This is a genomic window from Bengtsoniella intestinalis (assembly GCF_039719005.1).
GTDB lineage: Bacteria > Bacillota > Clostridia > Oscillospirales > Oscillospiraceae > Oscillibacter > Oscillibacter intestinalis.
This window is the reverse complement of the sequence record NZ_CP133584.1, coordinates 235,835-261,263: the sequence shown is the minus strand read 5'-3', so window position 1 is coordinate 261,263 and position 25,429 is coordinate 235,835. Positions and strand designations below refer to the sequence as shown.

The window sequence follows — 25,429 nt, the reverse complement described above, 5'->3', positions numbered from 1 at the left end:
AGACCCGATTGCCACTGAGTCCGCACTGCAATCCATCGCTTGCCCTTGTGGGACAGTCTAGGTGTTTTCCACTACAGTCTAACCGACTCCTAGCCTCTTTTGCAGACAAGGTTTCATGGGCAATCACAACCACACTCCGGCCAGAGTGTACTTGCTTACAATTCCTCAATTCACCAAAATCCACGCAAGGCAGGCTACGTCTGCACACAGCGTTACCAGCGAAAATCGCCAGACGCACCGCATTGCAGGTTTATAATCTGTTTCGTACACGTGCCGAATACCACGTTGGGAGTACGTCCGTGCACAAGAACAGGTCTCCACGATAGTAGGGTCGGATTGTCCATGCCATTGGACAGCGCCCTAAAATCGCAAGCGTATACACGCTTCCCCCAGCACCCACCCAAAACTGGGCGTATCAAGCAAGCACCAGAGGTTTCATCGATGTGCCCTTTAGAGGATTTTTAGCCCCTCCTTCAGAGCCGGCAGATCTGACTAGAATACTGCACCGCCGCTTAGCTGATACATAGTATACCATAAAGAATGGAAATATACAAGATTTTATGAATATTCCATTTGTAAATTTTTTAGTGATTTCTTCCAGCTAGTGACTTAGCCAAACACTGCAAAAAGCCATCATCGCCCCAAGTTGCCACTGCATCGCAGGCAGTAACAGTACACCGCTCCACCGCTTGGGCACAACCATCAATCCCCAATAAATTCACATAGGTGGTTTTTCCGCAGGCTTCATCAGAGCCGATGGGTTTGCCAAAGTCTGCCTCGTCCCCCACCACATCTAACACATCGTCACGGATTTGGAAGGCCATCCCTAAGTTTTCACCATAGATTTTAGCGCAGTTAAGTTGCAGTTCATCCCCATCAGCAGCAGCGCATCCCAACTGACACGCAGCCATGAGCAAGGCGCCTGTTTTCAGTCGATGGACTTGAGCCAGTTGGTCTTGGGTAGTGGCATGGCACAATGTATCCAACACCTGTCCACCCACCATGCCGTCAGCCCCAGCGGCTTTTGCCAAAATCAAGGCACAGTTGGCACGGGCTGTATCCCTTAAATCCACTGCCGACAAAATCAATTCGAAAGCCGCAGGTTGTAACGCATCCCCAGCCAAAATGGCCAAAGTTTCACCGAATTGCTTATGACTGGTTGGTTTACCGCGTCGCAAATCATCATCGTCCATGCAGGGCAAATCATCGTGAATGAGAGAGTAGGTGTGCACCAATTCCAAGGCACAGCCAACGGGCAATGCTTTATGCCAATCCAATCCACACAACCGTGCAAATTCAAGCGTCAAAATAGGACGAATACGCTTTCCCCCTGCCAACAAGCTATAACGCATGGCGGTAAAAATTTGGTCATAGTCCGTTTTTGCAGTGAATAAACCTCGCAAATAGTCCTCCACCGCCTGCAAATAGGTCTGATATTGGGCATCAAAAGTTGCTTTATCCATTGTCTTCGCCTCCAAAAGCCAGCTCAACAGGGTTGCCATCGCTCCCCTTCATCAAACGCACCACTTGTTGCTCAGCTTGCTCTAGTTCTCCGCTACAAGCTGCCACCAATTTAGTGCCTTCTTCAAATAGCGCCAGCGAATCAGCCAAGGCCACATCGCCACGCTCCAATTGTGCCACAATTTGCTCCAAACGTTGAATTTGGGCTTCAAACGTCACTTTTTCACTCATTGTATCGTCTCCTTTTCACTCACTTGACAGTGTAATATGCCGTCGCCTACGGTCACATTGATTTGATCTCCCACAGCCACATCACCACAGTTTTTCACAATAACGCCGCCTTTTGTTTGCACCATGGCATAGCCACGTCCCAACACCTTCAACGGGCTCATCGCATCTAATGACGAAGCCAAAACAGCCAGAGATTGTTGCTTTCTCCCCAATATATTGGCAGAAACATCACCAAATCGTTGCTGTAAGTAAGATAACATCATAGACTTATCTTCCACATATGCCATTTGATTTACTAGCACACGGGAGGTTGCCAGCTTGTCCCATTGCAAGCGTAATTGTTCAATACGCTGGCTTTGCAAATAGTTGAGACTGCCACCCATAGACTGCAAATTCCGCAGTAGTTCCCCTTGGTCTGGCACCACAATTTCTGCAGCATTGGACGGTGTCGACGCCCGTGCATCAGCAACAAAATCCGCAATGGTTACATCGGGCTCATGACCCACTGCACTAATGACTGGCAAATCGGAAGCAAAAATTGCCCGTGCCACTCGTTCATCGTTAAATGCCCACAAATCTTCCATAGAACCACCGCCACGGCCAGTGATGATCACATCAGCCAACTGGTGACGGTTTGCAAAGCGTATGGCACCTGCAATTTCCGCTGGGGCTTCCACCCCTTGGACACGAACAGGCAACAACTTCACTTTTGCAATGGGATATCGGCTACGCAAAATCCGAATCATATCGTGGACAGCCGCCCCAGCCGAAGAGGTGATGATGGCAATGGTTTGGGGGTAGGCCGGCAAAGGCTTTTTATACTGCTGGTCAAATAGACCTTCTTGATACAGCTTTTCTTTCAGTTGTTCAAAGGCTACATATAAATCGCCAATCCCATCTGGTGACAAACTTGTGCAATATAATTGATAGGCCCCATCTCGTGGGAACACGGCAATCCGACCAGAGGCAATGACCTTCATGCCATTTTGGGGCTGAAACCGCAATTTGGTTGCAGAGCCTTTGAACATCACGCTCCGCAAAGCACCATCTTGGTCTTTCAACGTAAAATAATGGTGACCAGAGGGGTACATTTTATAGTTGGACAATTCCCCACGCACCAGTAATTTTTGGAGCATAGGCGCGCCATCTAAAATGGTTTTCACCATCTCATTGACTTGGGTAACGCCCAAGACTTGTTGTTCTTCCATAGAGTCTCCTTTTCTATTGGAAATACCCATAATACATAAAATGTAGCCGTAGGGAACGGTCTTGACCGTTCCGCCCCCCTTGATGCACACAGCACCCTCGGGAACGGAATGGTCAAGACCATTCCCTACGTTTTTGTTAAAATATAGCCTTTGTAGCAAATTTTACAAACTTTATTTTCCTTCTTCAGGAAGTTCTTGGCGGACGAAGCTACCCAAGATGCCGTTGATGAAACAGACAGTTTCAGGTGTTTCGTATTTTTTGGCAATCTCTACCCCTTCGTTGATAGACACACCGTTAGGGATTTCAGGCATATATAGGATTTCAAACATAGCCACACGCATGATGGCAGAAGCCACCAAGGGAATACGGGCAAAATCCCAGCCTTTGGCGTACTTGGCAATATAATTGTCCAATTCGGCACCATGCTCAGCCACGCCTAGCACCAAGTGGCGAATATATTCCCCTTGCTTGACATTAGGGGCTTCTTTGTAGAGTTCATCCTCGCCAGCCAAGGCGGCAAAAGACTCCACTTTTAGGCGGTTGTCTAACAGGGTTTTGATATCATTGCCTGTGAAACTGACTTCATAGCACAGGTGAATGGCGATTTCTCGCGCAGTATTACGAACCATATTTTTCTCTTTTCTTTCCTTACATCGTGATACCGCCAACGTGGACATTCACTGCCCCCACGGCGCTACCGGTCATACCTTCCACGGCTGCCATCACTGCCTTTTGGGCATTTTCAGCAAGCTCTGGAATGGCGGTGCCATATTGCACAGTTACATATAAATCCAGCACCATAGCCGTACCGGTCATGTCAATTTTCACACCACGGATAGACTTTTGTGCACTTTTACGGGTGGTCATATCGCTGACGCTGGCCCCATGTGGCCCCATCATGCCAGATACGCCTTCCACTTCACGCACAGCACCCACTGCAATGGTGGCAATGACATCTTCTGAAATATTGATACTGCCATTTTCTTCTGGAAGGGTTAGGTATTCTTTGCTTTCACTCATAGTGTTGTATCTCCTTCACATTGACTGATTTTTTAAAAAGTAGGCACCTAAAGGCTCTAACCCACTTTCTCATTCTTTGGTGTATAGTATACCACATTTATACCGCCATTACAACAACTTTTTTGTTAAAAAACAGCGTGTCAAAGAACCCTGCTCGGGGGAGCTCGAGGGGGCGGAGCCCGCCTCCAATAAAATTAATCACCCTAATCCGAAATTCTTTATGACTATAATATTGCAAAATCCAACGAAATTGCATCGTTTTAAACATTTTCACTTGGCCGATTGTCTAACTGTCAAAAAAAACGCCACGCATGGCGTCTTTTTTGACAGCTAGACAGCGAAGAAATTCAACGTGAATTCCTTCGCTGTCTGGTAGTCTATGTCTTTAATCTGATGCCAGAATCTTTACTTGGCTGGCGGTATACCCTGTCTCACTCATGGCAATATCGCTGATTTTCGCAACATCAGCCGTGGTCAGATCCCCCTCCACAGTGCCTACCACGACGCTGACGCTTTCCTCTCCCATAAAAGCAACGCAATCCACATACCCCTTAGCAGTCACTAGATTTTCAATTTGGGTTTCTGCCAAGGTATAGGCGGCTAGATTTTGGATTTCTTGGCTGGCCATAGTGGCGACGGCCTCATCAGCCCCTTCTTGCGCTGCCGCCTCTTGCAATAAGAACACAGCACTGTCCCGTGCTTGCTGACGGGTCAATCGGGCGGTGGCGAAGTAATCACTTTCGTCGGCGCTGACCACAGCCACGCCGTCTTCCATATCTGCCACCTCTAAAATAGTGTCGCTTTCGTCACTGGATACCAGTACCGTCTGTCCCACCACTCGCTCCTCGGCTTCTGCCGCCACTTCCACACCCGCTTGGGTAGAATAGCTCCAATTCAGCGCTGCTGCACCACACACCAAAATCCCCATGGTCACCAAAGATGCGTTGCGTTTAAAATTCTGCCTCCAAAGTCTTTTACCTTTCATGCTGTTCCTCCTCCAAATGATGATTTCCATGTTGCCACCGTAATACGGTCGGTTCCCAATCCTGTCAGCGCCGCCACCCCTTGGGTCACTGCCAAGCGCACAGTGGGGTTGTCTCCCCCTTCGCACACCACCAATGCCCCACGATATACAGGGTAAGTCTGCTGGGTCACCAGACCCCTTTCCTCTCCATTTTGCTCCACTACAATTATCTCGCTGATGCGAGAATATGACTCTGGCGACTGGGCATCGCCGCTATAAGACAGCTGGCCATCCTGCGCCAAGGTGACAGTGCCCTCTGTGTCTAAACTCAACATCAACTGCACCTGTCCAACACCGTCAATACAGCCTAACACCTGCTCCATTTCCGCTTGCACCGCTTGCAAACTCCAGCCATTGTCTGCCACTTCTTCTATAGGCTCTGGCGTTTCATCTTTGGGCCATGCCAACAGCACCACCCCCAATCCCAGCACCAGTGCTACATATTGATATTGCTTCCATTTTGTTTTCACGTCACTGATTTTCATGCCATGTTTGTCCTTCCTGCCCAATGCCAAGGGTCTGCTCCACATACAGCGACAACGCCTCATCCCATGGCACATCAAAACATACCGCCACAGGCACAGGTGTGCCACTGTCGTCCAACGCTGTCACCACCTCCACTTGACACACAATTCCCAAAGCTGTTGCTTTGTCTAAAATATATGTTTCCACGCCTTCCTCTATGCCTATTTCTAGCTGGGTTTGTTGCATGGTTGTCAACGCCAGTTGCTGGTCTTGAATTTGGTCGCGATAATCGTCTAATCCCTCCGGCAACAGCCAACTATCAAGCTGTGATAATGGCGTCAATAAGGTAATCAGCAACAGCAACCCACCGATGAAATTGCTCACCCCAGCGAGAGTGCCTTTTGGCACCATCGCCTGTGATAAACTCACCAACATCGACACCACTACCACCGATAAAATCCATCCGCGCACTGCCTCCATCATGGCACCACCGCCCCTACCGACGATAACACTGAGATTAACAACAGCAAAGCACACGCCCCTGTCATCCCCAATACCAACCCAAAGGCGCCACCCAGTCCATCAATCAGCTTGCAAAGCCCACTAGAACCTACCAAACTTGCCAAAAATGCGGTGATTTTATACAGCAAATATTGCACCCCCAATTGTAAAAATGGATAAAGGCAACACCCTAAAATCCCCAACGTCCCTGCAATACCCACAGTATTTTTCAGCACGCCAGCCCCAGAGAGAACCGCCTCTGATGCGTCGGCAATGATACTTCCCACCACAGGAACCACCCCAGAAATGGTGGTGCGTGCAATTTTTACGCTGACCCCGTCCACTGAACCTGCCATCACTCGCATTACCGATAAATATAAGGTAAATAAAAACAGTCCACTGCAAAGCAGCCATGTAATCCCACGCTTGAGCACACTGGCCAATGTGTCCATGGGGTTTCCTTTTTGAAGCATGGCGCTGGCGGTGATGGCTCCGATGTATAGATATACCATTGGCAAAAGCAATTGATTGATGGCACTAATGAGTAGGTCTACAAAAAACACCGTGGTCACCTGCCCCACCGTTGCTGAAGTCACGGCACCGCTGGCGGCGGTGGCGGCTGCCATGGTGGGCAACAGCACATGAGAAAACACCTCTAGTGTTTCAATGGTAGAAGCGCCCAGCCCCATCATAGACTCTAAGCTGCCTGCCGATAAAAGACTGACTGATAAGGCGCCCACCATCGGTAAAGCTAGATTTTCCTGTTTTAAATCACCATGGATGCTCTCCACCATGGCGCATAGTATTACCGTCACCAAAATCAGCGCCACCGTGGTCAACTGACTGCGTACCACCTCTGCCACCAAGTCTGTGCCAGCTGTAAGCAACGCATCAATCCCCTCTAAAAGTCCGTCTATGGTGGATAATTCCACCTTTTCTATCAAATTTTGCGTCTGGTCAGGCAAGGCCGCCAGCAAGGTATCCACCGTATCCAAACCGTAGGCAAAGGTGGTCAAGCGCCATGCGATAAACAGCCATAAAATCACTCGCTTCACCCCATCAACTCCACCAACTTCCCTAAGACCGTTTCCACCAGCGGCAAAGCCACAGACAAGGCGCACACTGTGCCAGACAACTCCACCACAGCCCCCAATGCCGATGCATTTGCGTCACGGCATAAACTGCTCCCCACCTTCACCACCACGGCGATGCCCATGGATTTGAGCAATGGTTCAAGGAGTCCTTCGCTTAACCCTCCGTAGTTGGCTAGCGTTTGGAAAAAACCAACCACCTGCCCCATCACCTGCGCCAGATACACCATCACCACCACAGTGCACCCCAGCATCAACACCAGTGCCATCTCAGGCGCAGACTTGGCCACCACCAAGGCAAGCAACGCGGTGACCAAACACCCCACTGTGATTTCAAACACCATTTCCATATCTAAAATCCAAAGAGCGTGCGGATGAGTTCAAACAAATTATGGATTTCCTGCACCAAAATCATCAGCACCGTCACAAGCCCAGCCAAGGTGGTCATCATAGCCTGCTCCTCCCGACCAGAGCGCACCAACAACTGATTAAGCACTGCCACCAAGATGCCGATGGCAGCAATTTTAAAAATCAAATCTACATCCATTTCCGCCTTCACCCCTTACACCAGTAAAATCAACAGCAATGCACCGCCAGAAAAACACATAGCTCCAAAACTGCGTCTTTTTTCTGGCATTTTACTACGAATATCTGTAAGAATACCTTTAAAATAGTCATTGACAAGTAATAACACTTTACATATCTTTTCACTATCTCCAGAGAAGGTGTAGCCCAACTGATGCAAAACATCTTGGATTTCACCCTCTAAAAAACACACATTTACCGCCTGTTCCCAGCTTTCTGTTAAGGTTTTTTCAGCTTGTATCCCCTGATATACTTGTGAGAAAAACACCCCCGTTACCCCTGTATAAGTTTGGCTTAAACGCAAAAAAATACGTGGCAATGGGGTTTGATTGGTTTGAATTTCACTGCGAATTTCCAGCATAGCACTGGCCATATTCCCCATTGTATCCATTTTATTACGCTGGGATTTAATCTCTATCCACCACACGCCTCCACAGCCTAACCCAATCAACAGTCCACCTAAAATACTGCTCATGCCATCACCTCCACCTTGTAAATCCGTCCAGAATTACCACAAGAAATGGTGACCACACGCTGAAAAATACCACTCTCCAACACACCTCGATATAAGGGTTTGTGTGCCAATTCTGCCATGGTTGTCCCATGGACAGTGGCAAACAATGACACTCCACAATAAGCACCCTGCACCATTGCTTCTAAATCCAATGGATTGGTAATTTCATCCACCGCTAAAATTTGAGGATTCATGGTTCGTACGCCTATCATCATGCCTTGCTCTTTCGGGTAACCATCTAGCACATCTGTATGTCTACCAACATCTAATTGTGGCACCCCAAAATGAACGGCTGCCACCTCCCCACGCGCATCCACTAAAGTGATTCGTTGAGGTTGTATCTCAGAAATCCCATTAGAAAATTGACGTACCATATCTCGCAACAACGTAGTTTTTCCCCCTGCTGGCGGTGAGACAATCAAGGTGCTAACCACCCTACCGTTATCCACCAGTTGTGGACAAATATTATCTGCAATCCCCTTGCGTTCTCTGGCAATACGAATCACCGCTGAAGAAAAATCCTTCACGTTGCAAATTTCTCCTGCCTTGATAACCCCCGTGCCGCAAAAACCAATGCGAAAACCGCCTTCCACGCTGACATATCCTTGCCGCAATGTCTCTACCGCTCCATAGCGGGAAAAATCTGTGGCTTGGTTACAGAGATTTTCCAAATCCACTTGCTGAATTTTTGAAAAAACACGCCGTTCCTCATTGGGTAATAATATCCCCAAAGGCTGTCCGACGCGCAAACGCAATTCCTCCGCCACCACCATCTCTCTAGGCGTTAGCCCAAGGGCAATTTTCCGCAATGCTATGGGCAAGACTTGACATGCCAATTTATACCGCTCCATTCCCCATCCCTCCTTTGTACTTGCTGTACTATATGAGAAAAGTTGGACAAGTATGACAAATTTTTGATAAAAAAGAACCACCCAAATTGGGTGGTTCTTTTTTTGAAACAATATTTAGCTTACAGCAGTGCTTCGTAATCTTCCAGAGTGCCGTCATTCAGGCAGCATTCGATAATCTTGCGACCTTGGGGATCCAAATCGTCAGTCAAGTATTTCTTCACTTCTTCTTTGAAGAAGTCAGTCAAAATCTTGGCGCCAGCATCATAGCCAGACTTGCCCAATTCGGGTTGCATTTCAGGTTGCAGATAAGTTTTACGGACATATTGGCCGTCAACACGCAAATCGGTCAGGTTGTAACCCAAAATTGCGCAACGAGCAGGAGTCAAGAAGCTCTTCTTGATGGGGCCTGCGCCAACACGAGCCAAGAATTCACGAGCTGCCCATTCGGGAGCAAAGCCAACCTTGTAAACACCGATGTGTTGGTTGGGAATCAGGACATAATTGGTGTTGTATGCGTTCTTAATTTGATCCAGCAACAGGTTTGCATGGCGCACCATTTTACCAGTGGCAAATGGCCAGTAAGAGCCAACGCCTTCGCTGGACATACCTGCGGTATCCACGATGGAGGGGTTGTTATGACCACGGGGAGAAACCAAACGCCACAGCCAAGCCAATGCAGGGGGAACCACTTGCATCAGACCCATGATACCATAGTTGGGGTTTTTCTTGGTGGAAGGTGGCATACGCACGCCGAAGGAACGGACATCAACTGCCACGGGTTCACTTTGGATGTTGGGAATCAAGCGGCGTGGAATAATCACGCGGGGGTTGGGGCAGGGCTTGCCAGTGGAATCGATGGTGTGTTCCCAAATCAGGCAAGTAGAGCCAGGAGCACCTTGCACGTTGAAGAACACCAGAGGTTCCTTGGTGTGAATGGTGATGTCTTCGTAGTTGTAGTCAGTGCCGTATTTCTTGATGTTATCAACACGCAGGAACCAGCCGTCTTCACCATCAGTCAACACCAGCTTGCCAGAATCATCTTGCAGATAGGTGTAGCAGGTAGCCATGTCATCACAGATGGGCAGCAGTTCGCAGGTTTCGCTCAAAGCCAAACGGTCGATTTCGCCAGAGTTCAGGTTTTCACCCAACACCAGCATACCTTCAGAGTCGGTGTGAGCTTGTTCCAAAATTTCGGACTTACCACCACCAGAAGCACCTTCGTGCATGATGACGGTTTCATTTTGGTAGGGAGTAACCACGCGGACAGCAGAAGTGTGAGCGGTGACCCAACCTTCTTGTTCGCCGATGTCCAGCAACACTGCATAGACACCCTTCTTTGCAGAGGGGCCTGGATAGAGGTTGTAGGAGAACACTTCGTGGGCATGATCTTGGCGGCTATGAACCACAACTTGCTTGCCTTCGAAGTGGGTGTGACGGAAAGGAGGTGCCACATAAATGATAGCACGGGGTTTGAATTGACGATCCAATTCATCGATGTTGATGAAATATTGCAAATCGGCCAAGCCAGTTGCAAAGAATGCAGCGTTGACAGGGCAAACCAACAGTGCATCGTAACCGCCCTTACCACCAGCCAAGAAGGGCAAGACAATCAAGTCATGGCGAGAGAGCCAGTCCATGGTTTCCTTGCGCACTTGGGGGAAGGTCATGTCGGGATAACGTTCTTCAAAACGCACCTTATCGGTGGGCTTGTCATCACCAATCAACATGCTGTTGGGGTCACGACGACGCATATAATCTTCCATGTAGTTGACCACGATGCCGTTTTTACAACGGACAACAGTGGCTTCTTGCACACGCTTGTCACCCACGGTGTAGCTGACTTCGTTGGCATTGACATGGTAAGAGCCAAAGGTCAAACGCACCAATTCTTCCTTAGAAGTAGGAATCACTAGGTCGGGACTAGCATCCAATACACCCTTGAGTTCGTCGGTCATTTCAATTTTGCTTAAACGCTTAAACATAATAAACCTCCTATAAAATTAAAACTCTAATTTGGTTGTTATAAAAAAATGTTTCTTTGATCTCCAAAGACGCATACTTTATACGATTATTTTCTCTATGAGAACCACTGCGTGAGCAGCCATTCCCAAGTCTTGCCCTGTAAATCCAAGGCGCTCTTCTGTGGTAGCTTTTACATTGACCTGCTCCACAGCGATGCCCAAACATTGGGCAATATTATTTGCCATTTCATGGCGATAGGGGGACACTTTTGGGCGTTGGGCAATCAATGTAACATCAATATTCACCACGCCATATCCTTTGTCTTTTAACAGCGCAGCCACACGCTCTAGCAAAAGCAGGCTACTGATATTCAAATAACTAGCATCGGTATCTGGGAATAAGCCCCCGATATCCCCTGCCCCAATGGCTCCAGCGCAAGCATCCATCACAGCGTGCACCAGCACATCTGCATCAGAATGTCCGTCTAGTCCCATGGTATGAGGGATGGTGACACCGCCTAAAATCAAAGGTCGCCCTTCCACCAAACGGTGGACATCATAGCCGTGTCCAATGCGTAAATTTGTCACGATTGTCTCCTTACAAGATTGCTTAGTCCCCATGGCTCAGCAACATTTGCGCCACCAGTAAATCCATGGGTGTGGTAATTTTCAAATTGGATTCTGCACCTTGAATGAGATACACCTTCTTGCCCAACCGTTCCACTGCCGAACAATCGTCCGTGATGGGAATTTGCTTATCCAGCGCATCTTTCAAGGCACCTTTGAGCAAATCTGCTTGGAACACTTGGGGGTTTGCACCGCACGCAATTGACTGCGGTCTAAGGTTTGCACCACACTAGTATCTTGCGCCACCTGCTTAACTGTATCTTTCAAGGTGATGGCTGGTGCTGCCGCACCAGTGCGATAAGCCGCTTGAATAGTGGCATCAATTAAGGCTGGACGCACCAATGGTCTAGCACCATCTTGCACCGCCAAAAACTGCGTATCACTAGAGGCCTCTAAGGCTGCTAAAAACACACTGTGGACTCGACTTTCACCGCCGCACACCACTTTTGTGCATTTGGAAATACCATACGTTTTACACAGTTGAGAAATGGAGACAATCTCCTCTTCCCGACTGGCAATGACGATGGCATCCACACAACTGGCCTGCTCAAGAGCACGCAAGGTATGCACCAAAACTGGAACACCATTGAGCGGTTCCATTAGCTTATTCACAGCACCCATACGACTGCCACTACCAGCGGCCGCCACTATGGCAGTACAAAGAGGTTGCTTTTTTTCTTTGCCTCTACGAAATAAAGAAATCAAAAACTCCCCTCCCTTGCTTAGCAAAAAACATCAGGTCATTTTATGGCTGCACGCACAGATTGACAAATGGCCTTTTCCACAGCTTCGTACTCATCGTCTATGACCACCGCAATTTCTGTGATAAAAATTTGCTTTGCCATATACAGCATTTTCCGCTCGCCAGTGGACAACCCTTGCTGATAATCACGCAAAAGCAAGGTTTTCAACACCTCTACCACTTGATTCAAATCACCGCTTTTCAACCGTTCCAAATTGTCACGGTATCGCTTGCTCCAATTGGTGCACCGTTCATTGCTGACAATGGAAAAGGAGTGCATTAAAACATTCGCTTGTTCAACGCCAATCAAGTTGCGCACACCAATGGCTTCAGCCGATTCCACTGGAATAAACAGCTCCAAACCACCAGTTGGGATGGAAAAGACATAGTAATCCTGTTCTCGACCACAATTTCGCTGGGTCACAACGGCCTTGATTTTGCCTGAACCGTGCATTGGATGCACCACAATGTCTCCCACTTGATACATACGACTGCCCTTCTTCCTCACCAATGTGAAAAATGGTATTGCCTGTCGCTGGGGTTTAGATGTTTCCCTAATTTTATTATAGCGTGTTTTCAGTGATTTACAAGTATTTTCCTCTGGTCTACAGCAACTTTGTTATAATGCACGAAAATACCACCAGAAAAATAGTCATCTGATGAATTTTTTTGGTATTATATTCGATTATTTCTTATTGCTGCGACGCCAGATATTCATTTTTTCAGCATCTGCTATCAGTTCATCACGGAATTGGGGGTGTGCCAAATTGATAATGCCCTCTGCACGTTGCCAAGTAGACAGACCCTTCACATTTAGTTTGCCATATTCAGTGACCAACCAGTGGAGATTGCTACGGGTAGCCGTGATAACAGTGCCGTCCATCATAGTAGGACGGATACGGGATTGGAGTGTCCCAGATTTCTTATCCATGAAAGAGGAGCTGCAGCAAATAAAGCTTTTGCCGCCCTTAGACAGATAGGCCCCCAGCACAAAGTCTTGTTGACCACCAGCACCAGAAATATGCTTCACACCAGAGGTTTCAGAAGACACTTGACCAAACAAGTCGATGTCCACTGCACCGTTGATGGAGACGAAGTTATCGATAGAAGACACACGTGCCACATCGTTCATATAACTAACAGGATAAGCGGCGCATTCCAAGTTGTTGTCTAAGAAATCATACAATTTTTTGGTGCCAGCGGCAAAGGCATACCCTTGGCGATATTGGTCAAATGGCTTATATTTGCCAGTGATTTTCCCAGCCATGGACATATCCACGAAAGCATCTACGTACATTTCGGTATGCACACCCAGATCCTTCAAATCAGATTCAGCAATCATCTTACCAATGGTGCCAGGCATACCGCCGATGCCCAGTTGCAGGCAGGCACCATCCATCAGCTCAGGCATCACCAAGTTGGCAACTGCCAAATCAACTTCGGAGGGATTCACTTCCCCACCTAGGATGGGCATATCTACGTCTTCACCCATAACCACGTGAGCAATTTCATCAATATGCACCCAGTTACCAACGCCACCTAAGCAACGAGGCATCTTGGGATTCACTTCCACAATGATTTTCTTAGCCACGTTACACACAGCACGCAGGTGCGAGCATTGGGGGCCAAAGTTAAAATAACCGTGCTCATCCATGGGACCCACTTGGAACATGGCCACATCGGGAGGGGTGATATTTTCATAATAGCTGGGCAGTTCAGAGTAACGGATAGGGTTATAGTAGCCAAAGCCACCTGCAATCATTTTGCGTTCCAAACCAGAAGCATGCCAAGTGTTCCAGTTGAAAATTTCAGCAGCATTTTCAACACTGGCAATGGCCAGAGGACGGAGCAATAAACCGCCACGAATTTTAATATCATGCAATTCTTGGCTACGACGAGCCAATGCTTGGTCAAGCACAATGGTGGTACCCACGCACCAACCGTAATCCAGCCACATGCCAGACTCAATGCACTTCACAGCCTCATCAGGTGTTGTTAGTTTTTGTTGAAACTTTTCTTGATAATTCATACGTTTAACATCCTCCGTACTTTTTTCCAATATCATTATAACCGCGAGAAAACACAAAAGCACTTCCCCACCAGTTTAATACTATTCTATTATAGCATAGGATTTCTTTAAACACAAGAAAAGCCGTGAAAAATATCACAATTATTCGACAAAAAAAGAGACGATAGCCATGAGCTACCGCCTCTTTTTTGTTCAATTTGACGATTATTCAGCCACTTCTTCAGCAACTGCTTCTTCGTAGACTTCTTCGTAGACTTCTTCCACAGGCATCAGCAATGCACGGATGGACAGAGAAATCTTCTTGTTGTCTTCATCGATAGCGGTGATTTGTGCATCCACCACTTGGCCTTCAGACAGCACGTCTTCGGGCTTGTCGATACGACGGTCAGCAATTTGGGAAATGTGAATCAAGCCGTCAACGCCAGGCACAACTTCAGCAAATGCGCCGAAGGTCATCATCTTCACAACCTTGACAGCAGCCACGTCGCCCACGTTGTATTGAGCCACAAAGGAAGCCCAAGGATCAACGCTCTTGTCCTTCATACCCAGAGAAATCTTACGCTTTTCAGCGTCGAAGGAAATGACATACACTTCCAGAGTATCGCCGATGGCGCATACTTCTGCAGGATTCTTGATACGGCTCCAGCTCAGCTCGGAGATATGTACCATACCATCCACGCCGCCAATGTCAACGAACACACCGTAGGAAGTCATAGACTTCACCACACCAGTGTAACGCTTGCCTTCTTCCATTGCGCCCCACAGTTCAGCTTGTGCTGCCATGCGAGCTTCTTGGGTGACAGAGCGGATAGAACCCACCACACGGCGGCGAGCACGGTTGACTTCAGTAATGCGCAGTTGCACTTTTTGCTTGAGCATGGTGCTCAGCTCTGCGCCACGGGGCAGACCGCTTTGAGAAGCAGGTACGAACACGCGCACGCCCTTGACGGACACCACAATGCCGCCCTTGTTTTCTTCGGTGACAACACCTTCCATGACAGTCTTTTCTTCGACAGCCACTTCAATGTTTTCCCAAATCTTCACAGCATCCAAACGCTTTTTGGACAGTTCTGCAAAGCCGTCAATATCATTGACACGGACAATATAGGTTTCGATTTCGTCGCCAACAGACACAACATCTTCGGGACGAACGTTAGGATCATCAGACAGTTCGCTGACCTTAATGTAAGCAGATTGCTTTGCACCCACATCCACTTGAACTTCAGTGGAAGAGATGGCGGTGACAATACCAGTCACCTTTTCGCCAGTGGTCAGGGTTTTGAAAGACTGGTTCAGCAGTTCTTCAAAGGATTCTTCTTGGATCATGTTTTCTTCACTCATTGTTGCATATACCTCCTTAATGATGCCCGCTGGTGTAGAGGCGCCGGCCGTTAGCCCTGCCACCTGACACCCTACAAATAAATTGCCATCCAATTCTGAGGCTTGTTCGATTTGAACAACCACAGGACATAGGGTCTGGCAAATTTCTTTCAGGTGCTTGGTGTTGGCACTTTTTCGGTCACCCACTACCACCATTACGCCCACTTGGGAAGCAATTTCCGCTGCCTCAGTCTGACGCTTATACGTAGCATTACATATTGTATCAAAAATTTTTAGATTTGTACACTGTTTTTTTAATATTTTTTGTGAATTTTCGAAAATTTCTTGAATGCAGGTGGTTTGCGCCACCAAAGTCAGGGGTAATTCACAATTTTGGCTGTCATTTTCTAGCCATTGCGCCACTTTTTCTGATGTCGGCAAAATCATAGCATCCTGACAAAAGCTCGCCACCCCAACAACTTCAGGGTGACCGGGATCACCGATGATGATACACCGTCTCCCCTCCTGCTGGGATTGGGCAATTCGCTGTTGAATTTGCATCACATTGGGACAGGTGGCATTGACGCAGTGTACCCCTTTGGCCGCAAGCCCATCGAGCACTTTCTTGTGTTCCCCATGAGAACGGATCACCACTGTATCTCCAACATTCAGCATCTCTGAGCATTGGGTTTTCACAATGCCACAGCGTGCCAAATCTTCCACCACGTGGGTGTTGTGAATCAAATCCCCTAGCATATAACAAGGGTTGTTGCCTTCTGCTGTGGCGTGTGCCAACTCCACCGCTCGCTTCACACCATAACAAAACCCTGCGCTTTTGGCCAACATCACCTTCATATGCTAATGCCTCCCAAAGCATAGGCACGACGCAACGCTTCGTCGGCATTGGCTTGAATTTCCTCTACAGTTCCGTTGCGCCCTGTGTAAACGGGCATAAATGGTTCCCCAAAAATCACACGAGACTTGCGAAAAAGCCGCTTCTTATGCTCAATGTACACGGGCACCAATGGCACACCCGTGCGAATGGCAATCATTACACCACCGCCTTTGGCTTCCATCTCTCCCGGTTGGTTCACCCGCGTACCTTCAGGGAAAATCACCATACTAAACCCATTTTTTAACGCCGAAATAGATTTTTTAATCGCGGCAATATCGTTTTCACCCCGTTTGACAGGAAAGGCGCCAGCTTTTTTCAAATACCAGCCAATAAACGGAATTTTGAACAGAGATTCTTTCCCCATAGCCTGCACTTTATATCCCACAGGAAAACCAATGACTATCATGGGCACATCCAAGCCACTGGAGTGGTTGGGGCACAGCATCACATTATCAGGTAAGTTTTCACGCCCGATGATTTCCATGGGGTAAAACAATCGAAAAATAGGCCCTAATCCTTTTTGTATAAAGGTAACGTATTTGTTCATACCGTCTCCCCAATCAATTTTAAAATGGCGTCAGTACTTTCTTGAAAATTCAAGTTGGAAGTGTCTAACAAGCAAGCGTCTTCCGCTTGGCGCAAGGGCGCGATGTCACGTTCCATATCGATTTTATCACGGTCGATAATCTCTTGCAACACCTGCTCATAAGGCTGCGGTGTGCCACGCTCCACCAATTCTTTGCAGCGGCGGTTGGCACGGGTTTCAGGGCTAGCGGTGAGGAATATCTTCACCTGCGCATCGGGTAACACCACTGTGGCAATATCCCGACCGTCCATAATTACATTGTGTCGCCGTGCCAAATCTCGTTGCACTTCCAACAAAAAATCTCGCACAAAACCATACCCCGACACATAAGAGGCATAACGTGACATTTCTGGCAGACGAATTTGCGTGGACACGTCTTCCCCATTTAAAAACATATGCTGGATACCGTCCTCCAAATACCGCAATTCGGCCTGCACCTTAGGCAGAGCCGCTTCCACAGCCACAGAGTCCTTAGGGGCAATGGCATTTGCATACATATAGTAACCGATGGTACGGTAAATGGCACCAGTGTCTACATACAGATAGCCCAATTTTGCGGCAACCGTTTTGGCCAAGGTGGACTTGCCTGCCCCAGATGGGCCGTCGATAGCAATGGCGATGGTCATCATACTAACTCCCTTACTCTTCTCCAATTTGGGCAGCGGCTTCCCCAGCGGCTTTGCCAGTTGCCCATGCGATTTGCAAGTTAAATCCGCCAGTATACGCATCTACATCTAGCACTTCACCTGCAAAGTATAATCCCTTTACAAGCTTTGATTCCATGGTGTTTGGATTCACTTCACGGATGGAAACACCCCCTGTGGTCACCACAGCCTCTTTCACTGGACGCGCACCAGTGATGGCAATCTCAAAGCCCTTCAAAACAGAAATCAACTTCTGGCGTTGTTCTTTGGTAATGGAGTGCACCTTGGTGTATTGGCTGATGTTACAGCGACGAATAATCACCATCACCATAGAACTTGGCACCAAGCCGCCAACCAAACCTTTTACGTTTTGGTTGGCACGCTCTTTCATGTCACGCAGAAGCCGTGCTTCTAATTTTTCTTCACTTAACGCTGGTTTCAAATCTAACACCAAGCGGTAATTCTTAGAAAAATCGTGCATATGGGCACTGGCAGAGAGCACCAATGGCCCCGTGACCCCAAAATGGGTGAACAACAGTTCCCCAAAATCTTGAAAGGCTTTTTTGCCCTTTTCATCCACCACAGCCATAGAAATATTCCGCAATGCCAGCCCTTGCATATCTTTGCAGCAAGAATCTGGGCTCAACAGTGGCACCAGTGACCCAGCCAAATCGGTGACCGTGTGTCCCACAGACTTTGCCAATTCGTAACCATCCCCAGTGGACCCAGTGGTGGGATAAGACAAGCCACCTGTGGCAATGATGGCGGCATCACAATACAAGGTCTCCCCTGTTGTGGCTACGCTGGTGATATACTCCTCTTCCACTTCCAAAGCAGTGGCACGGGTGTGCATCACACGAACCTTCAGCCGCTCCATTTCCCATTCCAACGCGTTACTCACATCAAAAGAACGGTCAGACACAGGGAACACACGATTACCACGCTCGGTTTTCAAGGGAACTTTCAATTCCTCAAAAAACGACATACAATCCTTCCCATCAAAGCGAGAAAAGGCGCTGTATAAAAAGCGACCATTTTTGGCCATATGGTTTAACAATTCCTCTTGGGTGGCATTATTGGTCACGTTACAGCGACCTTTACCAGTGATGTTTAACTTCATACCAAGACGGTGGTTGGGCTCTAACAACGTGACATTTGCCCCGTTTCTAGCGGCGCTAATGGCCGCCATCATACCGGCGGCACCGCCACCAATGACTACAATTTTACTCTTCATTTGTTTTTCCAAATACTCCATATTCATTCCAGATATCTTCTAAAACCTCAAAGGTTCTCGTTGCATTGTTGCCCATTTTATGCCCAATGGCCACCAACAATGCGTTGACCAACGAAAGCGGCGCCACCATAGAGTCCACAAAGGAAATCATCTCACTGGGGGCAAGCAATGCGCCATCCGCCATTTGATACAAAGGCGAATGCTTGTTATCGGTGATGGCAATCACCGTGGCACCACGGTCTTTTGCAAACTGCACCGTTTGCATGGTGATGCTAGAATACCGAGGGAAGCAGATGGCCACCAACACATCCCCAGGGCCAATGCGAAACAGCTGTTCAAACAAAACCCCTGCCGCACCATTTTCCACCAGTGTCACATTTTGCGACAACAGGTGCATATAAAAATGCAAATAACCTGCCACAAATCCAGAAGACCGTGCCCCCAGAATATACGTGTGCTTGGCACCGATGAGCATATCGGTCACTTGGTCAAACTCTTCGCGGCTGGCTTCTTGTGCCACCATCTCCAGTTTTTCCACATCAGATTGAATCACCGATTGGACAATATCTTGCCCAACAAGCTTGTCCCCTGCGGCTTCAATCCGTTGGGTAGAGGTCAGCTTTGAACGAATCATCTCCTGCAATGCACGCTGCATACTGGGATACCCATCGTAGCCCAATTCAGATGCAAAGCGCACCACAGTGGATTCACTCACCTCCACCAATCGCCCCAATTTACTGGCGGTGACAAAGGCGGCTTTGTCGTAATTCTCCAAAATATAACGGGCAATTTTCTTTTGCCCTTTGGAAAAACTGGTCATATTTTGCTCAATGGTATGTAGGATGTTGTGTGGCATGGTATATTCCTCGATTTCTGCAATACTGCTAAATCCAATTTCAATATTTTAATAGTATAACACAGATTTTGCAGTTTTAACAGACTTTTTGCAAGATTTACTTTAAAACTTGCAAAAAATTCACATTCTAAGGTTAAAGTAATGTGCCAAGGTCGGCTAAGAACTGTTGTACAGCCTCTTGTGGGGTGGCCCAACTGGTGACAATACGGATGCAAGTGACCGTCTCCCCTTCCAAGCCTTCTATTTCAAATTCATAGCCCCTGTCTTTCAATGCCTCTATAACCTTGTTTTCCAGCATGACAAAACTTTGATTGGTGGGACTATCTACAAAGTATTCACAATGCAAAGCATCTAAACCTTCACGCATACGTGCCGACTGTGCATTGGCGTGAGTGGCTAGTTTCAGCCATAAATCGTCCTCTAAAAGCGCCAAAAATTGCACGCCTAGCAAACGCCCTTTTGCCAGCAATGCGCCATGTTGCTTCATAAAATAGCGGAAATGGGTGGCATCTACATCAGGGGCAAACACAACTGCTTCCCCAAATAGCAACCCATTTTTGGTGCCGCCAAAGGTAAACACATGACAAAGTTCTGCCATATCTACCAACGTTACATCACTGGCGGCAATTGCCGATGCCACCCGTGCCCCATCTGCAAACAAATACAGCCCATGGGCATCACAACAAGCTCGCAACCCTTGCAATTCTTCCTTGGTATAAATGGTACCCAACTCGGTGGAGTTTGAGATGTAAACCATTTTGGGTGCCACCATGTGCTCAGAGCTGTGACCAGCCAACACCGCTTCCACCAAGGTTGGCGTCAACTTCCCGTCTGGGGTTTCAATGGTGCACACTTTGTGGCCTTTGGCTTCCACACCACCTGTTTCGTGGTTGGCAATATGTCCAGAAGCCGCAGAAATCACCGCTTCAAACGAGCGAAGCAAACTGTGAATAATCAGCACATTGGTTTGGGTGCCACCAACAGTGAAATGCACCTGTGCATCTGGAGCATGGCAAACTTGGCGCAGTTTATCTGCGGCTTGCTGGCAGTAATCATCGCCACCATACCCCACCGTTTGGTTTAAATTCGTATCAAAAAGGGCTTGCATCACCGCTGGTGCGGCACCCTCGCTATAATCATTGCGAAAACTATACATTATAATGATGTACGCTCCTTGTTCAAAATCCAAAGTCTTGTCCATCATACCTTTTTTCATTGAAAAAAGCAAGCAAAGTACATAATTTAACAAAATCCGCAAAAACTTTTCATATATCAGGGAACTTTTTTCGTTTTGCCTCCGTCTAAACACTACGAAAACCAAACAACAAGGAGATTTTTATAATGAAAAAATATGTAACATTAGCCCTCGCCGTTTTGATGGCATTCACCACTTTGACTGGTTGCGGCGCTTCTAGCGACACTGCCGCCACCCCTTCTGTCACACTGCAAGAATTTTACGATGGCCTAGCAGAAGAATACGGTTGGGACGACATGACCATGGCGGTCATCGACCCCGATATCCAAGCCACCTTCTACCCCGGCATTGAAAACGTGGACACAGTGGAAGTCATCGCCCGTGCACCTATGATGTCTGCCGTGGTCAGTGAATTGGTATTGGCTGAATGCACCGACGAAGAAGCCGCCACCGCCTTGGTCGCTATCTTGGAAGAACGAATGTCCACCCAAGCCCTAGGTGGTGCTTGGTACCCCTCTTCCATGGAAGCGTGGGGCAACGCCCACGTGATGCAACAAGGCAACTATGTGGCACTCATCGCCTCAGAAGAACACCAAGCTGAAATCGTAGCAAAATGGGATGCACTGTTTGCATAATTCTAGAAAACGTGATATAACGTAAGGGCGACCATCGCGTCGCCCTTACCTATGTAAATCAAATCCAACTTAGGAGGACACCATGGTTTTTAGCAGTTTGCTATTCCTGTTTTATTTCCTGCCACTGACTTTGGTGGCTTATTTTCTCAGCCCCTTAAAATGGCGCAACCTTGTGTTATTGGCTGTAAGCCTGCTGTTTTACGGCTGGGGCGAACCCATTTACATCACCATTATGCTCCTCTCCATCGCCATTGACTACAGCCACGGTTTATTGGTAGAAAAGCATCGTGACGACGACAAAAAAGCGCGGCGGATTGTGGCACAGTCTATTGTGTTCAATTTGCTATTGTTGGGCTTTTTCAAATATTACGACTTTTTCGCCCTGAATCTCAATGGATTGTTCGGGATAAGTCTGCCTATTTTGAATATTCCACTTCCCATCGGTATTTCTTTCTTCACCTTCCAAACTATGAGTTACACCGTGGATGTGTACCGCAAAGACGCCCCTGCCCAACGGAATTTGGTGAACTTTGGTGCCTTTGTCACCATGTTCCCCCAGTTGATTGCAGGGCCCATTGTCAAGTATAAAACCGTGGCCAACGAGCTAAACCATCGTGACCACACCGCCCAAGATTTCGCCCAAGGTGCCAGCCGTTTTGTGGTGGGCTTGAGCAAAAAAGTCCTCCTTGCCAACAACATTGGCGCCCTGTGGGACAGCACTTTGCTGGCCTCTCAAGCTGGCGATTTGACGGTCATTGGCGGCTGGCTTGGGTTGATGGCCTTTGCCTTCCAAATTTACTTCGACTTCTCTGGTTATAGCGACATGGCCATTGGCTTGGGACAAATGATGGGCTTCCGCTTCGACGAAAACTTTAACCACCCCTACACCGCAATTTCCGTGTCCGACTTCTGGCGGCGGTGGCATATGTCCCTCACCTCTTGGTTCCGTGAATACGTGTACATCCCCTTAGGTGGCAACCGTGGCGGTTTGGGAAAATCTCTGCGCAACCTGTTCATTGTGTGGCTGTGCACTGGATTTTGGCACGGTGCCAGTTGGAATTTTTTGCTGTGGGGTCTGTACTTTGCCCTGTGGCTATCCGCTGAAAAATACTGGCTTTCTAGCCTATTAAATCGTGCACCCACGCCTCTGCGCCATGTGTACACCCTCTTTGTGGTACTCATTGGCTGGGGACTGTTCGCCATCGAAGACATGACCCAAGTGGCAACCTATCTTGCCACCTGCTTTGGCAGTGGTACGTTTGCAAGCCCAGCCAACTGGTACGATTTACAAAGCTATGGACTGACTTTATTGGTACTAATCGTCGCCGCCACCCCTGTTGGTAAGACCATGTACGCCAGATTGCCTGCAAAGGTTTATACCTTTACAACGCCTGTTTTAATGGTGTTAGGACTGGTGGTATCCACTGCATTTCTGGTATCTAGCAGCTACAATCCGTTTTTGTATTTCCGATTTTAAGAAAGGAGATTGCCATGACAAAATCCTATGCACGAGGGCTATCCGCCCTGTTTTGTGTATGCCTCATGGGCACCACAGCCCTCTCAGTTGCCATGCCTGACCAAAACCGCTCCGACGTGGAAAACCGCACTCTCGCACAATGGCCTTCCCTTTCTTGGACTGCCGTGAAAGATGGCAGTTTCATGGAGGGCGTGGATGCCTATTTCACCGACCAATTCCCCTTCCGTGATAGCTGGACAGGCTTGCACGCACGACTGGAATTGCTGATGGGCAAGACAGAACTTGGAGACGTATTTGTCTGCGACGACGAAACTTTAATTGCCAAAGTGCCCCAACCAGACCAAACATTGGTGGACAAAAACTTAGCCGCCGTTGCTGCTTTAACAGGTAAAACAGACATCCCTGTCTCTCTGGCGCTGATTCCATCGGCGGCAGAAATTTGGAAAGATTTCCTGCCCACTGGGACTGAAAATTATGCCCAAACCGACCTCATTGCCCAAGCAGAAGAATTCTCCATGGCGGATATTTACACCGCCCTCTCTAGCAATGCCGATCAAGATATTTTCTACCGCACCGACCATCACTGGACAACTTTGGGCGCTTACTATGGCTATCAAGCCATTTTGGAATCCATGAATATGACACCGCTCCAGCAGTCCGATTTCACCATCACCACCCTCTCTGATGACTTCAATGGTACCTTGTATTCTAACTCTGGCGTCCACTGGTTCACCCCCGATTCCATGGAGTCTTGGGTGACTGACGATGGTTTAATCATCACCTCTTGGCGCACTGGCACAGAAATGGAAGGCGTTCTCTACGACACCAATTACTTGACCCAAAAAGACAAGTATTCCACCTATCTCGGTGGCAATCAACCTCTTTGTGTCATCAAAAATGAGAATTTACCTGAGGGGAGAAAACTCCTATTGGTGCGAGATTCTTACTCCGATGCCTTGGCACCCTTGTTATCTCAAAGTTTTGGCGAAGTCCACTTGCTAGACTTGCGCTACTACCGTGCCAGCGTGGCACAATACGCTACGGCCAATGATATCGACCAAATTGTGATCTGCTACAGCATCCCCAATTTTATCACCGATGTGAATTTAGCCTTGCTCTATCAATAAGAAAAACGTGTTGCCCTTCCAAGAGAAAGGCAACACGTTTTTTTAATCATTTTTCAAGCTATCTACTTCTGCTTGGGTCAAATATCGCCATGTACCAGACCGCAACGTCCCCAGTTGCACATGATGCTCTGCCACGCGACGCAAACGCATCACCTTCAAATCGCAAGCGGTACACATCCGCCGAATTTGACGGTTTTTCCCTTGGTGAATGGTGATTTGCAACACATTGGGTTGAATCTTAAACACTTGCGCTGGCACAATTTCTTCGCCCTCTAGATCCGTCATGGCTGACAGTCGTTCCACCGCTTGTGCCACGGCATTGGGCGCCAAATCTTCTACCCACACATGATACACTTTGTCCACCTCAAACTTAGGATGGAGCATACTTTGCATAAATTCCCCATCGTTGGTGAACAGTAACAAACCTTCTGAATCCATATCCAGTCGCCCTACAGGGTACACCCGACTGCCCACCTCGCTCAACAAATCCGCAATGGTACGTCGCCCTTGCTCATCACTTAACGTGGTCACATAGCCACGGGGCTTGTTCAACATCCCATAAATAGGGGCGGCTTTGCCGCCAATGGGCGTGCCATCCACGGCGATTTCATCGGTTTCATCGTCAGCGCGTTGTCCTAGTTCAGCCAGCACGCCATTGACGGTCACACGACCGTCTGTGATATAAGTCTCAGCCATCCGCCGAGAACAAATCCCAGCGCCAGAGAGTATTTTTTGTAATCTTTGTTCCAATTTTAAGAACCTTTCTATCGTTATTTCTTTTTAATAAAACCACATCGTGGGTAGTAAAAACAGCACAGGTGTGGTAAAAATCGCCAGATTCAATGATAATTTCCGTACAAATGCAGGGTCTACATCAAAATCTTTTCTAAAGCCCTTAAACGTGTAAAGCAAGTTGCATCGATAAATAATCAGCGACGACACCGCCATGCATCCCAGCACCCAAATCAGGGCAAGGATACTCTCAAATGGGTTGTACGCAATGGCATTGATAAAGTTCTTATAAATCCAACTTATGACGTTTTCATCCTGAATAAACCAATGAATCGATGGCAATGTTTGCAGGAATGACAATCAACCATGTAACTGGTATGGCAACCAAAAGCCAAATGGGAAAAATCATGTTATACA

The 25,429-nt window shown here is 47.8% G+C and carries 27 protein-coding genes and 1 pseudogene; 3 read left to right on the top strand and 25 right to left on the bottom strand.

Annotated elements, in window-relative coordinates:
- Positions 1–584: 584 nt before the first annotated feature.
- The 24 genes and pseudogenes from RFF05_RS01330 to RFF05_RS01215 form a co-directional block, all read right to left on the bottom strand.
- Positions 585–1,463 carry a polyprenyl synthetase family protein gene (locus RFF05_RS01330; protein ID WP_409968448.1) on the bottom strand — a complete coding sequence of 293 codons (879 nt, stop codon included), beginning with the start codon at positions 1,461–1,463 and terminating at the stop codon, positions 585–587.
- A complete protein-coding gene (xseB, locus tag RFF05_RS01325; RefSeq protein ID WP_409968447.1) occupies positions 1,456–1,692 on the bottom strand; it encodes an exodeoxyribonuclease VII small subunit in 237 nt (78 codons plus the stop codon). The genes RFF05_RS01330 and xseB overlap by 8 nt, the downstream gene beginning before the upstream one ends.
- The gene (gene xseA / locus RFF05_RS01320) at positions 1,689–2,900 is read right to left on the bottom strand and encodes an exodeoxyribonuclease VII large subunit (RefSeq protein WP_409968651.1); all 1,212 of its coding nucleotides are present in this window, start codon (positions 2,898–2,900) and stop codon (positions 1,689–1,691) included. The genes xseB and xseA overlap by 4 nt, the downstream gene beginning before the upstream one ends.
- 171 nt (positions 2,901–3,071) lie before the next feature.
- Positions 3,072–3,530, bottom strand: coding sequence for a transcription antitermination factor NusB (nusB, locus tag RFF05_RS01315; RefSeq protein ID WP_409968444.1), 459 nt, complete (start codon positions 3,528–3,530; stop codon positions 3,072–3,074).
- A gap of 19 nt (positions 3,531–3,549) precedes the next feature.
- Entirely contained in the window at positions 3,550–3,921 is a 372-nt protein-coding gene (locus tag RFF05_RS01310; protein WP_409968443.1) for an Asp23/Gls24 family envelope stress response protein, read from the bottom strand.
- A gap of 385 nt (positions 3,922–4,306) precedes the next feature.
- Positions 4,307–4,906 carry a SpoIIIAH-like family protein gene (locus RFF05_RS01305; protein WP_409968442.1) on the bottom strand — a complete coding sequence of 200 codons (600 nt, stop codon included), beginning with the start codon at positions 4,904–4,906 and terminating at the stop codon, positions 4,307–4,309.
- Complete coding sequence (locus RFF05_RS01300) at positions 4,903–5,430, bottom strand: hypothetical protein (RefSeq protein WP_409968441.1); 528 nt, start codon at positions 5,428–5,430, stop codon at positions 4,903–4,905. The genes RFF05_RS01305 and RFF05_RS01300 overlap by 4 nt, the downstream gene beginning before the upstream one ends.
- A complete protein-coding gene (locus tag RFF05_RS01295; protein ID WP_409968650.1) occupies positions 5,417–5,893 on the bottom strand; it encodes a stage III sporulation protein AF in 477 nt (158 codons plus the stop codon). The genes RFF05_RS01300 and RFF05_RS01295 overlap by 14 nt, the downstream gene beginning before the upstream one ends.
- Positions 5,890–6,966: a stage III sporulation protein AE gene (locus RFF05_RS01290; protein ID WP_409968649.1), complete on the bottom strand. Its 1,077-nt coding sequence runs from the start codon at positions 6,964–6,966 to the stop codon at positions 5,890–5,892. Before RFF05_RS01290 ends, RFF05_RS01295 begins: the two co-directional genes overlap by 4 nt.
- Complete coding sequence (locus RFF05_RS01285) at positions 6,963–7,352, bottom strand: SpoIIIAC/SpoIIIAD family protein (RefSeq protein WP_409968648.1); 390 nt, start codon at positions 7,350–7,352, stop codon at positions 6,963–6,965. Before RFF05_RS01285 ends, RFF05_RS01290 begins: the two co-directional genes overlap by 4 nt.
- Positions 7,353–7,354: 2 nt before the next feature.
- A complete protein-coding gene (gene spoIIIAC, locus RFF05_RS01280; protein ID WP_409970060.1) occupies positions 7,355–7,549 on the bottom strand; it encodes a stage III sporulation protein AC in 195 nt (64 codons plus the stop codon).
- A gap of 15 nt (positions 7,550–7,564) precedes the next feature.
- Positions 7,565–8,062 carry a stage III sporulation protein AB gene (locus RFF05_RS01275; protein ID WP_409968436.1) on the bottom strand — a complete coding sequence of 166 codons (498 nt, stop codon included), beginning with the start codon at positions 8,060–8,062 and terminating at the stop codon, positions 7,565–7,567.
- Positions 8,059–8,952 (bottom strand): stage III sporulation protein AA, encoded by an 894-nt coding sequence (locus RFF05_RS01270; RefSeq protein WP_409968647.1) that lies wholly within the window; start codon positions 8,950–8,952, stop codon positions 8,059–8,061. Before RFF05_RS01270 ends, RFF05_RS01275 begins: the two co-directional genes overlap by 4 nt.
- Before the next feature lie 119 nt (positions 8,953–9,071).
- Positions 9,072–10,934: a DUF4914 family protein gene (locus RFF05_RS01265; protein ID WP_409968646.1), complete on the bottom strand. Its 1,863-nt coding sequence runs from the start codon at positions 10,932–10,934 to the stop codon at positions 9,072–9,074.
- Between the two features lie 78 nt (positions 10,935–11,012).
- A complete protein-coding gene (gene ispF, locus RFF05_RS01260) occupies positions 11,013–11,501 on the bottom strand; it encodes a 2-C-methyl-D-erythritol 2,4-cyclodiphosphate synthase (protein WP_409968645.1) in 489 nt (162 codons plus the stop codon).
- A 22-nt stretch (positions 11,502–11,523) separates the two neighbouring features.
- Positions 11,524–12,140, bottom strand: a pseudogene (locus tag RFF05_RS01255) (2-C-methyl-D-erythritol 4-phosphate cytidylyltransferase).
- A 140-nt stretch (positions 12,141–12,280) separates the two neighbouring features.
- Positions 12,281–12,769 (bottom strand): CarD family transcriptional regulator, encoded by a 489-nt coding sequence (locus RFF05_RS01250; protein ID WP_409968644.1) that lies wholly within the window; start codon positions 12,767–12,769, stop codon positions 12,281–12,283.
- Between the two features lie 198 nt (positions 12,770–12,967).
- A complete protein-coding gene (locus RFF05_RS01245; protein ID WP_409968643.1) occupies positions 12,968–14,311 on the bottom strand; it encodes a butyryl-CoA:acetate CoA-transferase in 1,344 nt (447 codons plus the stop codon).
- A gap of 204 nt (positions 14,312–14,515) precedes the next feature.
- Entirely contained in the window at positions 14,516–16,486 is a 1,971-nt protein-coding gene (locus tag RFF05_RS01240; RefSeq protein WP_409968642.1) for a bifunctional 4-hydroxy-3-methylbut-2-enyl diphosphate reductase/30S ribosomal protein S1, read from the bottom strand.
- The gene (locus RFF05_RS01235) at positions 16,483–17,073 is read right to left on the bottom strand and encodes a lysophospholipid acyltransferase family protein (protein WP_409968641.1); all 591 of its coding nucleotides are present in this window, start codon (positions 17,071–17,073) and stop codon (positions 16,483–16,485) included. The genes RFF05_RS01240 and RFF05_RS01235 overlap by 4 nt, the downstream gene beginning before the upstream one ends.
- Positions 17,070–17,741: a (d)CMP kinase gene (gene cmk, locus RFF05_RS01230; protein ID WP_409968640.1), complete on the bottom strand. Its 672-nt coding sequence runs from the start codon at positions 17,739–17,741 to the stop codon at positions 17,070–17,072. Before cmk ends, RFF05_RS01235 begins: the two co-directional genes overlap by 4 nt.
- Positions 17,742–17,751: 10 nt before the next feature.
- Complete coding sequence (locus tag RFF05_RS01225; protein ID WP_409968639.1) at positions 17,752–18,990, bottom strand: NAD(P)/FAD-dependent oxidoreductase; 1,239 nt, start codon at positions 18,988–18,990, stop codon at positions 17,752–17,754.
- Positions 18,980–19,846: a MurR/RpiR family transcriptional regulator gene (locus tag RFF05_RS01220; protein WP_409968638.1), complete on the bottom strand. Its 867-nt coding sequence runs from the start codon at positions 19,844–19,846 to the stop codon at positions 18,980–18,982. Before RFF05_RS01220 ends, RFF05_RS01225 begins: the two co-directional genes overlap by 11 nt.
- A gap of 133 nt (positions 19,847–19,979) precedes the next feature.
- Entirely contained in the window at positions 19,980–21,062 is a 1,083-nt protein-coding gene (locus RFF05_RS01215; protein WP_409968637.1) for a threonine aldolase family protein, read from the bottom strand.
- Positions 21,063–21,187: 125 nt separating this feature from the next.
- On the opposite strand from RFF05_RS01215, the gene RFF05_RS01210 reads away from it, so the two are divergent.
- The 3 genes from RFF05_RS01210 (at position 21,188) to RFF05_RS01200 (ending at position 24,280) form a co-directional block, all read left to right on the top strand.
- Positions 21,188–21,676 (top strand): DUF4358 domain-containing protein, encoded by a 489-nt coding sequence (locus RFF05_RS01210; RefSeq protein ID WP_409968636.1) that lies wholly within the window; start codon positions 21,188–21,190, stop codon positions 21,674–21,676.
- An 82-nt stretch (positions 21,677–21,758) separates the two neighbouring features.
- Entirely contained in the window at positions 21,759–23,153 is a 1,395-nt protein-coding gene (locus tag RFF05_RS01205; protein ID WP_409968635.1) for an MBOAT family O-acyltransferase, read from the top strand.
- A gap of 14 nt (positions 23,154–23,167) precedes the next feature.
- On the top strand, positions 23,168–24,280 hold the full coding sequence (locus tag RFF05_RS01200) for a DHHW family protein (protein ID WP_409968634.1): 1,113 nt from the start codon (positions 23,168–23,170) through the stop codon (positions 24,278–24,280).
- A 42-nt stretch (positions 24,281–24,322) separates the two neighbouring features.
- Here the strand turns inward: RFF05_RS01200 and RFF05_RS01195 are convergent, their stop codons facing one another.
- Positions 24,323–25,030 (bottom strand): pseudouridine synthase, encoded by a 708-nt coding sequence (locus RFF05_RS01195; RefSeq protein WP_409968633.1) that lies wholly within the window; start codon positions 25,028–25,030, stop codon positions 24,323–24,325.
- Between the last annotated feature and the right edge of the window lie 399 nt (positions 25,031–25,429).